Here is a 12,788-nt window from a genome sequence, read left to right on the forward strand (position 1 = left end):
GGGTGATCTTGGCTTGCTCGGCGAAGCGGCGGGCTTCGTCGGTGAAGCGGCCCGAGGTGACGACGAAGCCCCCGTTCGCGTTCCGGACCGCCATCACGCCCATCAGCTCGCGTACCACGGTGACGCCAACCTGGAGCGCCTTCCATTGCTTGCACTGCACCAGATAGGTCTGGTTCTGCTTGGACAGCACCAGATCGATCCCGCCATCCGGTTCTCCGACACCGCCCGTTTCCACGACGGCATAGCCCTGACGCCGAAACCACTCACCGATCAGAAGCTCGAACTCGTGCCAGGTGAGGCTTTCCAGCGCCTGTTGGCTGGGCGTGCGCGCCACGTCTTGATAGAGCTTCGCCCGCTTGCGCCGACGCAGGACGGAGACGAGCGCGCCGAGGGTGAAAATGGCTGGAAGCAGGTACTGGCCATAGAACGCCATCGTGCGAAACATCTGCCCCACAACGACGTTGCCCAACTCACCAGGCATGGCCGGGGCGCTCGTGGGAGCCGTGACGGCCAGGGCGTGAAGTCCGAAGTAAGACACGACGGCCAACGGCAGACCCGCCCACCACGGCAGCCGGGAGGCGATTTCAATGGTGTCTTCGAGCGCGCTGTGTTTCTTCTTGCGAGGCATGGATCACCGGGTCTCATGAGGATCAACGACGGTCGGTAGACTTCACACCGCACGGCGCGCTGAAAGCACTACCCGTGGATGTCCCTACTGTTGTACCATCTTTGCACGACAAGCGAAACCGGACCGTGAGACCGTCGATGCCAGCCCTCAAGACCGAGACCCTGACCATCCGCCTCTGTCCCGAGACTAAGGCCGCATTGCGCCAAGCGGCCGAGTGCGAGCGGCGCAGTCTGTCGAACATGCTCGATGTGATGATCCTCGACTACAGGATGCGTCATCCCCACGCATTTGCCGGCATTCCCGCCACGCCTTCCACGGCGCCCTCCGGCGCTGACTGACTCGTCCCGATCTCAAGGAGACTGCGCACATGGCCAAGCGTGCCACCGCCAAGACTGCCCGCAACGGCGGCGACCTCGGCTTCGAGGCCGAACTGTTCAAGGCCGCCGACAAGCTGCGCGGCAACATGGAGCCGTCGGATTACAAACACGTCGCGCTGGGCCTGATCTTCCTCAAGCACATCTCCGACAGCTTCGAGGCCAAGCACGCGCAGTTGCTGGCCGAGTATCCCGAAGGGGCCGAAGATCCCGACGAATACGCCGCCGAGAACGTCTTTTGGGTGCCGAAGGAGGCGCGCTGGTCCTTTCTGCAGGACACCGCCAAGCAGCCGGGCATCGGCAAGCGCATCGATGAGGCGATGTTGGCCATCGAGAAGGTCAACGCCAGCCTCAAGGGTGTGCTGCCCAAGGAGTACGCCAAGCCCGCGCTGGATGCGGTGATGTTGGGCGAGTTGATCGACCTGATCTCCGGGATTGCGCTCGGCGAGGCCCAGGACCGCGCGCGCGATGTGCTGGGGCGGGTCTATGAATACTTCCTCGGCCAGTTCGCCGGGTCCGAAGGCAAGCGCGGTGGCGAGTTCTACACCCCGCGCTCGGTGGTGCGGGTGCTGGTCGAGATGCTGGGGCCGTTCCCCGATCCCAAGCGCAATCTGAAGGGCCGCGTCTATGACCCCTGCTGCGGTTCCGGCGGCCTGTTCGTGCAGGCCGAACGCTTTCTGGAGACCCACGGCGGACGGGTCGGCGAGCTGGCCATCTACGGGCAGGAGTCGAACTACACCACTTGGCGGCTCGCCAAGATGAATCTGGCGGTGCGCGGCATCGAGGCCGACATCCGCTGGAACGCCGAGGGCAGTTTCCGCAAGGACGAGCTGCCGGATCTGCGCGCCGATTTCATTCTGGCCAATCCGCCCTTCAACATCTCCGACTGGGGCGGCGACAAGCTGCGCGAGGATGCGCGCTGGGTCTATGGCGCCCCGCCGGTCGGCAATGCCAACTTCGCGTGGCTGCAACACATCCTCCACCACCTCAGTCCCAATGGGACGGCGGGCGTGGTGCTGGCCAACGGGTCCATGTCATCAAGCCAATCCGGCGAGGGCGAGATCCGCCGGGCGATGGTCGAGGCCGATGTGGTCGATTGCATGATCGCCCTGCCGGGGCAGTTGTTCTATTCGACCCAGATCCCGGCCTGTCTCTGGTTTCTGGCCAAGAACAAGGCCAACGGTGGATTGCGTGACCGGCGCGGTCAGATCCTGTTCATCGACGCCCGGCAGCTCGGGCACATGGTCGACCGCACCCGCAAGGAACTCTCCGATGCGGACATCGCGCGCATTGCGGACACCTATCACGCTTGGCGTGGTGAGGCGGACGCGGGCGCGTATGCCGACGTGCCCGGCTTCTGCAAGTCGGCGACGCTGGAGGAGATCCGCGCCCATCAGCACGTCCTCACGCCGGGGCGCTATGTCGGCGCGGCGGCGGTGGAAGAGGACAACGTGCCGTTCGTGGAGCGGTTCGCGGCGCTGCGGGCGACGCTGGAGGCTCAGTTGGCCGAAGGGGAGAAGCTGGGGGCGGTGATTCGGGATAAGTTGGCTGGAGTGCTTATTGATGGGTGATTGGTGTCAGGGTGTGCTTGGAGACATCCTAGAATTAAAGCGCGGATATGACCTGCCGCAGAAGAAGCGCTGTAAGGGATCATTCCCGCTAGTCTCTTCATCGGGTGTTACTGACTATCACGCTGAAGCCATGGTTAAGGGGCCAGGAGTAATAACCGGGCGATATGGGACGCTAGGCGAGGTCTTCTACGTTGACAGTGATTTTTGGCCGCTCAACACCACTCTGTACGTTCGCGACTTTAAAGGTAACGATCAACGTTTCATAAGCTATTTCCTTCGTCATCTTGACTTCAGCGCCTACTCTGACAAAGCGGCAGTACCTGGACTCAACCGGAATCATCTGCATCAAGCCCCTATTGCCTATCCCGTGGAACTTGAAGAACAGGTGGCCATTGCGGATCTACTCAGCACCCTCGACGACAAAATCGAGCTGAACTGTCAGACAAACGCGACCCTGGAGGCGATGGCGCGGGCGTTGTTCAAAGACTGGTTCGTGGACTTCGGCCCCACGCGCGCCAAGGCTGAAGGCCGCACGCCCTATCTCGCCCCGCACATCTGGGAATTTTTCCCCGATGCTCTCGATGATGAAGATAAGCCGGTGGGATGGACCATTGAGCCGCTGTTGGACCATGCGCGCTTGATCTCGGGTGGCACCCCCAAAACAGATGTTACCGCTTACTGGCATGGACCGATCGCTTGGGCAAGTGCTAAAGACGTTAGCCAGTGTTCCGATGCATTCTTGATTGAAACCGAACGAAGTATTACGCCACGGGGGCTTGAAGAAAGCTCAACTCGACTGATACCCAAAAATGCAACTGTTGTTGTAGCGCGCGGAGCTACGACAGGTCGCTACTGCTTGTTTGGGTCTGAAATGGCGATGAATCAGACCTGCTACGCGCTTGCTTCACTCAATCAGTGGCCGTTCTGGTTGAATTGCGCATTCGGTTTTGTGGTGCAAGAGCTTGTACATTCTGCTCATGGCTCTGTGTTTGACACCATTACAACTAAAACCATTCAGCAAGCGCGGATAACGATTGCTGACCAGAAGCTGATTGATAGCTTTGAGGAAACCGTTACGCTCTTGTTCAATCGGATTCACTCTAACCTTGAGGAATCCCGCACCCTCGCCCAAATCCGCGATCTGTTGCTCCCCAAGCTGATGTCCGGCGAGATTCGTCTGCGTGAGGCCGAGCGGATCGTCGAAGCGGTGCTTTGAATGGGTCAAACGGTGGAATCCATGTTGCGCGAAAGGAGGACGAATGATTGAGCCGTTGCATTCTCTGGCCTTCTCGATACAGGCGAATCCCGGCGTCTATGCGGTTCTTCTCGGATCTGGAGTCTCGCGTTCCGCCAGGATTCCAACCGGCTGGGAAATCACGCTTGACTTCGTGCGTAAGCTGGCAGAGGTATGCGATGAACCTTGCCAGCCCGATCCGGCAACTTGGTATCGCGAGAAGTATGGTAAGGAACCCGACTACTCTGATCTCCTGGATGCGCTGGCGAAAACACCGGCTGAACGCCAACAATTGCTGCGCGGCTACATTGAACCCACCGAAGAGGAACGCGCAGAAGGCATCAAGGCACCGACCGCCGCTCATCAGGCGATAGCAGGTCTCGCGGCGACAGGCCATATCCGCGTCATCATCACCACGAATTTTGACCGGCTTATGGAAACGGCGCTGGCTGACGTGGGGATTGTGCCCACGGTGTTAAGTTCGGAAGATCATGTGCACGGCGCAATGCCGCTGATCCATACCCAATGTTGCGTCTTCAAAGTTCACGGCGATTACCTGGATACTCGGATACGCAACACGCCTAGCGAACTGGAATCCTACCCAAGCGAATTCGATAGTTTGCTTGATCGAATCTTCGATGAGTTCGGACTGATCGTCTGCGGCTGGTCGGCAGAGTGGGATACGGCCTTACGTCAAGTCATCGAACGCTCGGTGTCCCGCCGCTTCAGCCACTTTTGGGCGCTTGTTGGAGAGCCTGGCAACGCGGCCAAACGCCTGATTGAGCACCGGCAGGCGCAGACCATACGCATAGGCGGTGCCGACAGCTTTTTTTCCGAACTCACCCGCCTTGTCGAAGCCTTAAATCAATTCTCACGTCCGCATCCACTGTCAACCGAAGCGGCCGTAGCCAGTCTCAAGGGCTATCTTGCCGAGACCAAGCATCGCATTCGTCTTGCCGACTTGATCAACAACGAGGTCGAGCGAGTGATTGAAGCCACTTCTGGACCGGCTTTCGCTACCCAAAATTGCCCTGCACTGGACACAAATACGTTTACCGCGCGGGTGCGTGCTTACGAAGCCGCGTGCGAAACGCTGCTTGCGATGGCGGCTGTGGGCGGTTACTGGGTTGAAGACTGGCACTACGCGATCTGGCAGAACGCCCTTGTACGGCTGGCGACTTACCGTATCGATAGCGGTTATGTTGTATGGGTCGAGTTGCAACGCTACCCTGCCACGCTGCTTTTTTATGCCTTGGGGCTTGGCGCGATCGAGGCAGGGGAGCGAGGATTTCTGTTTCTTAACCAACTATTTAGAACGCTCATCCATCGTGAACATAGGGAGGACAAAACCGCAGTAGAGTTGCTGCCGGCACTCTGCCTCTTTCAGAATGGAACTGGCGCTGCAAAATTGCTTGAAGGCATGAGCAATCGATATTTTCCTCTCAATGATTGGATGCATAATTTATTGCGGCATCGATATCGACATGCCATTCCATCTATCGCGAGGTTCAGCTATGCCTTTGACCGACTCGAAGTTTTGATGGCTCTTGGATACAACTATAATGATAATAACAGCAAAGATTGGTATTGGGTGCCGCTCGGGTGCTATGCCTACAATCATGATAATCGCACGCGAATTTTCAATGAAATTAGAGAATCTATTTCAAGTCAAGGAAATGAATCAATTTACATAAAAAGCGGTATTTTTGGGAGTTCTGCGGAAGATTGCGCAAAAATAATGGAAGATTTTAAAAGTTGGGTAAATGAACGTAGCGGCAAGTTTTGGTGATTGACGGGTAACTGACAGATATAGCCACTACATTAATATTCCAGACACATTTAAAACCAAAAGCATGGCAAGCTGTCTAAATTCATATAAGGCATTTAAATCATAGAGGTTTGCCATGAAACCGAACTGGCTATCCGATGCGCGTTTGATCCCTGATGAGGTAATGAACTATCTTCGGAAAATCGCGGTTCATGCGGTTGAGGAAAATCATTATAGCCCTGAAGATGTCATCAAAATTTTGGGTCTCAGTCGAAGCTGCATGTATGACTGGCTTCATCGTTATAAAGAAAATGGTTATGAAGGACTGGACACGAAAAAAGCTCCTGGAGTGTCTCCGACTGTGACCGAAGAGATGGATGCGTGGTTAAAAAGAACTGTTCTTAATTGCACTCCTGAAGATTTCGGTTACGACACAACGCTGTGGACGTGTGACCTGTTGGCAAAGCTACTGGCCGAGAAATATGGTGTAAATGTCCTTGGGTCAACAGTGAATCATCACCTGCATCAATTGGGGTTGACCAGCCAAAAACCAAACTACATTGCTTGCGAGCAGGATCCAGCGGCTGTTAAACAATTTCTCACAGAAAAATTCCCTAAAATTCAAAGTTTTGCAAAAAAAGTTGGAGCGGACATTGGCTTTGAAGATGAAGCCGCTGTTGACCTTCGAGACCGCTCAGGGACAACATGGGGGCAGCGCGGCATTCGACCGAATGTTTATGTGACTGGTCAACGTGGCCGCGTCAATATTCTCTCTGTTGTCACAGCTAAAGGCGATCTCCATTATTACGTCACCGAAAAATCCATTAACTCAGAAGAGTATATTCAATTCCTCGAAAAGCTGATTGATGAACGTGATCGCGCGATTTTTTTGATTGTTGATCAAGCCTCTTTCCATTGTTCAAAACAAGTTCGCAAATTTATTTGGCGTCATCGCGATGAAATTCGCCTTTATTATCTTCCAACATACAGCCCTGAACTGAATCCTGACGAACATGTTTGGGAGGAAATTAAAGATAAGCAACTCGGACGAAAGCCCATTAAAAACAAGAGTGAATTGAAACAACGCACAAATACCGCATTGAAGTCTTTAAAAGATCATGCTGAGCGCGTGATCTCATTTTTCCATCTTCCGCTCAAGAAAATCCTCATGGTTAGATGCGTGAATAATATCCAACTATTCGATCAAAGGACGGCGGCACTCGTGGCCGAAGCTGACGCCGAGGCTCGCTTTCGTGCGAGGGTCCAACGCGGGCAAGGCCAGACCGAGCGGGGGCTGGAACTGCTACGCAAGGCGGCTGGCGAGGACGATCAGGAATCGATCCGCTGATGCACCCGAACGACCGCAAAGCCCGTTTCTCGCTCGCCTACATCAACGCGGTCGCCTCATGCGCCGGTTTCGATGTGGTCGAACCGACCGTCGATATCGATAGTGTCGATGGAATGTTTATCGCCCATGCGGGACGTCGCCCCCGGCTGGAGTTTCAGGCCAAGGCGACCGCGCGCGACGTGATCGGTGACGAGACCGTGAACTTCGCCCTACCGCTGAAGAACTACGACGACTTGCGCCGGGACGTGATGATCCCGCGCCTGTTGATCCTGGTCGTCCTGCCGGAGCACGAGGACGATTGGCTGACGCACACCGAGGACGAACTGATCCTGCGCCACGGTGGGTACTGGCACTCGCTCGCGGGCGACCCGGAACGGGAGAACTCAACCAGCGTCACTGTCCATATTCCTCGCCGGCAGCAATTCAATCCGCACGCCCTGCGAACCCTGATGAACCGGATCGACGAAAAGGGCACGCTATGAAATTCGATCTAACCGACAAGCCCGCTCTCCAGCAACTCCCCTGGAGCGATCTCAAATCCTATCTGGACGCGCAAGGCTGGCATCTGGTCGAGCGTATCGGAGACAAGGCACTGGTCTATGTGCCCGATCCGGCGGCGACCGATCCGGTGGAGATTCTGGTTCCGGCCCGCGATGATCTGGGCGATTACGCCGCGCGCATGGCGGAGGCGATCCAGATTCTGGCCAATCTGGAAGATCGCCCGGCGCTGGCCGTCTACCAGGATCTCACGACCTCCGGACTCGACGTGGTGCGGTTGCGGGCACCGAAGGCCGATGCAAGCGGAGCCATCGCCATCGAGGATGGGGTCGTGCTCTATCGCGAGGCCGAAAACCTGATGCTCTCGGCGGCCTGCTCGGTCGTCGATTCCCGGCGCACCTACCATCTGCGCAAAGTCACCGAGGCGACCGATTACCTCAAAACGGTTCGGCTCGGACCAAGCGAGCGCGGGAGTTATGTGCTGACCATCCTGTCGCCGGTACAACCGCGCCTGACCCATCAGCGACCGATCGATTTCGACGAGGAGCCTTTCCCCCGCACGGTCATGCTACGGCTGGCCGATGCGCTCGGCGCCGCCAAGCGAGCCGCCGATCAAGCACGAGCTGAGAATGCCTTTGAGCCGTTCGATGCCGCCGTCTCGCACGGCGTGAGCGCCAATCTGTGCGAGGCGCTGGCCCGTCTGACTGAAACGACCCAAGGCTTCGACATCGGGCTGACCTGGGCGCGGACCCGACCTGCCGGACGACCACGCCAAACCTTCCATTTCACCCCCGAGGTCGGCGAAGTGCTGCGCGAAGCGGCGCGGATCTTTCGGCAATCAGAACCCGTAACGGATACGCGCGTCACCGGGTTTGTCATCGCCCTCGACCGTCCGTTCGAGCAGTTCGACGGCAACGCCACATTGCGTGTGCTGATCGATGAGAAACCGCGCCGGGTGCGGGTGCGCTTCGAGCAAGCCGTCTACGCACAAGTGATTCAAGCCTTCCAGGACAAGTCGGCGATCTCGTTGCTCGGAGATCTATTCCCGACCGGGCGGCGCTGGGAGATTCGCAACCCGCGCGCGCTGCAAGTGCTGGAGGATCAGGATGGCGATGAGATCGCCGGTACGCCGACGCTGGAGTATAGCGATTGAGGCCATTGACCGCCGCGTCCGGCTCGTGACGCTTGAATGGAGCAGCAAAGGATGACGTTTATCTCGGAAGCGGATATTGAAGGGCTGTTGCTGGAGCAACTGGCGGGCTTGGGTTATCGGTGCACGAGCGATGCCGTCATCGGTCCCGAGGGCCACGCGGCCGAGCGTGAAGCCTTCTCGGATGTGTTGCTGGTCGACCGGGTGCGCGCCGCCATCGCGCGGCTGAATCCAGAAATCCCCGCTGAGGCGCAGGAAGATGCGCTCAAGCAGCTTGTCGCGACGGTCTCGCCGTCACTGATCGAGGAAAACCGCCGCCTGCATCGGCTTCTGGTCGAGGGCGTGCCGGTCGAGTTCTACACCGCCGACGGCACGCTACGCGGCGATACCGTGCGGCTGGTCGACTTTGACGATCCCGACGGCAACGACTGGCTGGCCGTCGCGCAACTCACGGTGGTCGAGAACGGCATCAACCGCCGCCCCGACGTTGTGCTGTTCCTCAACGGCTTGCCCGTGGCTGTCTTCGAGCTCAAGAACCCCGGCGGCGAGCAGGCGACGATGGCGGGAGCCTTCAACCAACTCCAAACCTACAAGGCCCAGATCCCATCGCTGTTCCGTACCAACGCGGCACTGGTGATCTCCGATGGACTGACGGCGCGTATCGGCTCGCTCACCGCCAATATGGAACGCTTCATGCCGTGGCGCACCACGGACGGGCAGACCGTGGCGGAGAAGGGGCAGGCCGAACAGGCGGTGCTGGTTGGGGGCGTGTTCGAGCGCGCGCGTTTCCTGGCGCTGCTGCGCGATTTCACCGTCTTCGGCAACACCGGCAACGGCCCCTTCAAGATCATCGCCGGCTACCATCAGTTTCATGCCGTGCGTCAGGCGATGGTGCGCACGCTGGTTGCGATCCGTCCCGATGGCGACCGCCGCGTCGGGGTCATCTGGCACACCCAAGGCTCGGGCAAGAGCTTGTTGATGGCCTTCTACGCCGGGCAACTGGTGCGCTGTCCCGAACTGGCCAACCCAACCCTCGTGGTCATCACCGACCGTAACGATCTCGATGACCAGCTGTTCTCCACCTTCGTCCTGTGCGCCGATCTGATCCGTCAGACCCCGATCCAGGTCGAGAGCCGCGAGGATCTGCGCGCCCAACTCAACCGCGCCTCGGGCGGGGTGATCTTCACCACCTTGCAGAAGTTCGCGCCGCCGGCGGGCGAGTCGGCCTATCCGGTGCTGACCGACCGGCGTAACGTGATCGTGATCGTCGACGAGGCCCACCGCAGCCAATACGGCTTCAAGGCCAAGGTGGACAGCAAGACCGGCGAGATCAGCTACGGCTTTGCCAAGTATCTGCGCGATGCCCTGCCCAATGCGGCCTTCGTCGGCTTTACCGGCACGCCCATCGACAGCGCCGACGTCAACACCCGGCAGGTGTTCGGCGATTACATCGATGTCTACGACATCAGCCGCGCGGTCGAGGACGGCGCGACGGTGCCCATCTACTACGAAAGCCGTCTGGCCCGCATCGAGCTACCGGAAGCAGCCAAGCCGACCATCGATGACGCGATCGCCGAACTGACCGAGGACGAGGCCGAGAGCGAGCAGGAGCGGATCAAGCGCCAGTGGTCGACCATCGAGGCCCTGGTCGGCGCCAAGGAACGGCTGGCGATGGTCGCCGAGGATCTGGTGCAGCACTTCGAGGATCGCGTCGCCGCCCTGGAGGGCAAGGGGATGGTGGTCTGCATGAGCCGGCGCATCTGTGTCGCCCTCTATGACGCTATCGTCGCCTTACGCCCGGACTGGCATTCCGCCGACGATGCGGCCGGACGGATCAAGATTGTCATGACCGGTTCGGCGGCCGATCCCCAGGAGTGGCAGCCGCACATCGGCACCAAGGCCCGGCGCGATCTGCTGGCCAAGCGCGCCAAAGACCCGAACGATCCGCTGCAACTGGTGATCGTGCGGGATATGTGGCTGACCGGCTTCGATGCGCCCTCCATGCACACCCTCTACGTCGACAAGCCCATGCGCGGACATGGCTTGATGCAGGCCATCGCGCGCGTCAATCGCGTCTTTCGCGACAAGCCCGCCGGGCTGGTGGTCGATTACATCGGCATCGCCCAGAACCTCAAGCGGGCGCTGGCCGAGTATTCCGCCGCCGATCAGCGTCAGACCGGCGTCGACGAGGCCGAGGCGGTCGCGGCCCTGCAGGAAGCCTTCGAGGTGGTGGACGCCATGTTCCACGGCTTCAACTATCAGCAGGGACTGACCGGGACCGCTCAGGCGCGGCTGGCGACCATGGCCGAGGCCATCGAATGGATTCTGGCCCGTCAGCAGGAGGCGGCCGCCCGCGAGAAGACGCCCGAGGCGCAGAAGCGCGCCCATCGGCGGTTTCAGGATGCCACGCTCGCTCTGTCCAAAGCGTTCGCGCTGGCGTCGGCGAGCGACTACGCGCGCGAGATTCGAGAGGCCGTGGGCTTCTTCCAGACCCTGCGCGCGGCCCTAATCAAGACCGGCACCAGTGGCCGCCAGTCAAAGTCCGAGCGTGATTGGGCCATCGCCCAGATCATCGACCGCGCCGTGGTCTCGACCGAGATCGTCGACATTCTCGCCGCCGCCGGTCTGAGCACACCGGACATCTCGATTCTGTCGGATGACTTCTTAGCCGAAGTCGCCCAGATGCCGCAGAAGAACTTGGCCCTGGAAGCGCTGCGCAAGCTCTTGAACGACGAAGTGCGCGCACGCACCCGCACCAATGTCGTCCAGGCCCGGCAGTTCTCCGAGCGTCTGGAGGCGGCCATCGCCCGCTACCACACCAACGCGCTCAGCACCGTCGAGATCCTTCAGGAACTCATCGAACTGGCCCATGAGATCCGCGCCGCCAAGGCGCGCGGCCAGGACGAGGGGCTGTCGGAGGATGAGATCGCCTTCTATGACGCCCTGGCTGAGAACCAAAGCGCGGTTGAAGTCATGGGCAACGATCAGCTCAAGGTCATCGCCCATGAACTGCTGACCGACTTACAGCGCAACATCACGGTGGATTGGGCGCACCGCTCCAGTGCCCGTGCCAAGATGCGGGTTCTGGTCAAGCGCATCCTGCGCCGCTACGGCTATCCGCCGGACTTGCAGGATGCCGCTGTTCAGACGGTGCTGGCCCAAGCCGAAGCGTTGTCGGCGAGATGGAATCCGCCTCGCCCTTTAAGAGGGTTGGGAGGATGTTAATCTTGCACGGGTTTATTCGGGGCCAGATTTCTAGTTGCCAGTCTCTTCTTGATTATTTCCGAATCGTTCTTAATCCGAAGATCCAGCTTGTTGTTAGAAGTTGCCGACCATTCAACAACATTGAGCCGAGTTTCTTTACCGTATCGTTTTTGAAGACGTGGGGCGCACGCTTCCGCAAATTGTTCCGCCAACTCCTTGGATTCAATGTGGGCCATTCCTGCCAGCCCGGACAAACGAACATGCGGCCCTAAATAGATCTCCCCTTTCTCGTCTTGGTAGTGAAGGGTGATTGATGCTTGCCCTGGCAGATCGGGTTGGATAGCAAAGTAGGATCGGCGACTGTTCATTTGATTATTCATTACACGCAAGATGACCGGACTCGTCCTTGAGTCGCTCGATGAAACGAAGCCAAAGAAGGCGCGACGACGTTCTGAATCAGCCCGTCGATGTCGTTATCCGTGAGGCGAGCAAACTAGCGGATCCAGGTCGCCATGGCGACGCCGCCACTCGTCCTCGAATGGGGCTAGCTCTTTTTTTGCTTGATCATATGTCGCATTTGCATTATTCTGCTGCGTTTCAATGCTTAGTTTTTTCTTTTTGTCGCTGTCCGTAAAAGTGGCGCATAGGCTTTGATACTGGGATAAGAGTTCTGTTCTCTTCTTATCAGCTTCTAACAGCGTCTGCTTTCCTGAAACGATTGCAATTTTTAAATCCTCATCTGGCCACCAAGCGAAATCGTCGAACCCCTCTCTACCGAAGGCAAGCATAATTCGAGCATGAAGGTGTCGCCTGTGGTCATTAGATAAAGTCGCCACTCTATGTTTAGCAACCCAATCCTTCCTGTCCTTTTCGTTGGTTGGAACTTTTATTGAAAAAAGCATATCTAGCTTGGCAGCCAACCTGCCAGTCGCTTGATCGGGGAAATGGCCCAGATAGAAAACGTCTGGCATTCCATCTCCATCTCGTAAAGCAAAGAATGCCTTTCTTATTTC

General features: G+C 58.3%; 11 protein-coding genes. 8 read left to right on the top strand and 3 right to left on the bottom strand.

Features of this window, described 5'->3' with window-relative positions; genetic code table 11:
• Positions 1-628: restriction endonuclease (locus HW932_RS20745; RefSeq protein WP_176978365.1), on the bottom strand; the 628-nt coding region annotated here is incomplete at its 3' end.
• Between the two features lie 137 nt (positions 629-765).
• On the opposite strand from HW932_RS20745, the gene HW932_RS20750 reads away from it, so the two are divergent.
• The 8 genes from HW932_RS20750 to HW932_RS20785 all read left to right on the top strand — a co-directional run bounded on the left by HW932_RS20750 (position 766) and on the right by HW932_RS20785 (position 11,796).
• On the top strand, positions 766-966 hold the full coding sequence (locus HW932_RS20750; RefSeq protein WP_176978366.1) for a type II toxin-antitoxin system TacA family antitoxin: 201 nt from the start codon (positions 766-768) through the stop codon (positions 964-966).
• Between the two features lie 29 nt (positions 967-995).
• Positions 996-2,573: a class I SAM-dependent DNA methyltransferase gene (locus HW932_RS20755; RefSeq protein ID WP_176978367.1), complete on the top strand. Its 1,578-nt coding sequence runs from the start codon at positions 996-998 to the stop codon at positions 2,571-2,573.
• Positions 2,566-3,789: a restriction endonuclease subunit S gene (locus tag HW932_RS20760; protein ID WP_222932476.1), complete on the top strand. Its 1,224-nt coding sequence runs from the start codon at positions 2,566-2,568 to the stop codon at positions 3,787-3,789. Before HW932_RS20755 ends, HW932_RS20760 begins: the two co-directional genes overlap by 8 nt.
• A gap of 43 nt (positions 3,790-3,832) precedes the next feature.
• A complete protein-coding gene (locus HW932_RS20765; protein ID WP_176978369.1) occupies positions 3,833-5,596 on the top strand; it encodes an SIR2 family protein in 1,764 nt (587 codons plus the stop codon).
• A 115-nt stretch (positions 5,597-5,711) separates the two neighbouring features.
• Complete coding sequence (locus tag HW932_RS20770; protein ID WP_176978370.1) at positions 5,712-6,923, top strand: IS630 family transposase; 1,212 nt, start codon at positions 5,712-5,714, stop codon at positions 6,921-6,923.
• Entirely contained in the window at positions 6,923-7,405 is a 483-nt protein-coding gene (locus tag HW932_RS20775) for a DUF4365 domain-containing protein (protein ID WP_176978371.1), read from the top strand. Before HW932_RS20770 ends, HW932_RS20775 begins: the two co-directional genes overlap by 1 nt.
• Positions 7,402-8,574, top strand: coding sequence for a hypothetical protein (locus HW932_RS20780; protein WP_176978372.1), 1,173 nt, complete (start codon positions 7,402-7,404; stop codon positions 8,572-8,574). The genes HW932_RS20775 and HW932_RS20780 overlap by 4 nt, the downstream gene beginning before the upstream one ends.
• A gap of 51 nt (positions 8,575-8,625) precedes the next feature.
• Entirely contained in the window at positions 8,626-11,796 is a 3,171-nt protein-coding gene (locus HW932_RS20785; RefSeq protein WP_176978373.1) for a type I restriction endonuclease subunit R, read from the top strand.
• On the opposite strand, the gene HW932_RS20790 is transcribed toward HW932_RS20785, so the two are convergent.
• Both HW932_RS20790 and HW932_RS20795 read right to left on the bottom strand, forming a co-directional pair.
• Entirely contained in the window at positions 11,793-12,164 is a 372-nt protein-coding gene (locus HW932_RS20790; protein ID WP_222932477.1) for a hypothetical protein, read from the bottom strand. The genes HW932_RS20785 and HW932_RS20790 overlap by 4 nt on opposite strands.
• An 84-nt stretch (positions 12,165-12,248) precedes the next feature.
• On the bottom strand, positions 12,249-12,788 hold a 540-nt coding region (locus HW932_RS20795; RefSeq protein ID WP_222932478.1), incomplete at its 5' end, for a hypothetical protein.

The sequence above is a fragment of the Allochromatium humboldtianum genome, assembly GCF_013385175.1.
In the GTDB taxonomy this organism is placed as follows: Bacteria; Pseudomonadota; Gammaproteobacteria; order Chromatiales; family Chromatiaceae; genus Thermochromatium; species Thermochromatium humboldtianum.

What these genes read in the sequence shown, in the direction of transcription:
- HW932_RS20770 (WP_176978370.1), top strand. Translation starts at nt 5,712, where the DNA reads ATGAAACCGAACTGGCTATCCGATGCGCGTTTGATCCCTGATGAGGTA.
- HW932_RS20765 (WP_176978369.1), top strand. Translation starts at nt 3,833, where the DNA reads ATGATTGAGCCGTTGCATTCTCTGGCCTTCTCGATACAGGCGAATCCC.
- HW932_RS20755 (WP_176978367.1), top strand. Translation starts at nt 996, where the DNA reads ATGGCCAAGCGTGCCACCGCCAAGACTGCCCGCAACGGCGGCGACCTC.
- HW932_RS20750 (WP_176978366.1), top strand. Translation starts at nt 766, where the DNA reads ATGCCAGCCCTCAAGACCGAGACCCTGACCATCCGCCTCTGTCCCGAG.
- HW932_RS20775 (WP_176978371.1), top strand. Translation starts at nt 6,923, where the DNA reads ATGCACCCGAACGACCGCAAAGCCCGTTTCTCGCTCGCCTACATCAAC.
- HW932_RS20780 (WP_176978372.1), top strand. Translation starts at nt 7,402, where the DNA reads ATGAAATTCGATCTAACCGACAAGCCCGCTCTCCAGCAACTCCCCTGG.
- HW932_RS20760 (WP_222932476.1), top strand. Translation starts at nt 2,566, where the DNA reads ATGGGTGATTGGTGTCAGGGTGTGCTTGGAGACATCCTAGAATTAAAG.
- HW932_RS20785 (WP_176978373.1), top strand. Translation starts at nt 8,626, where the DNA reads ATGACGTTTATCTCGGAAGCGGATATTGAAGGGCTGTTGCTGGAGCAA.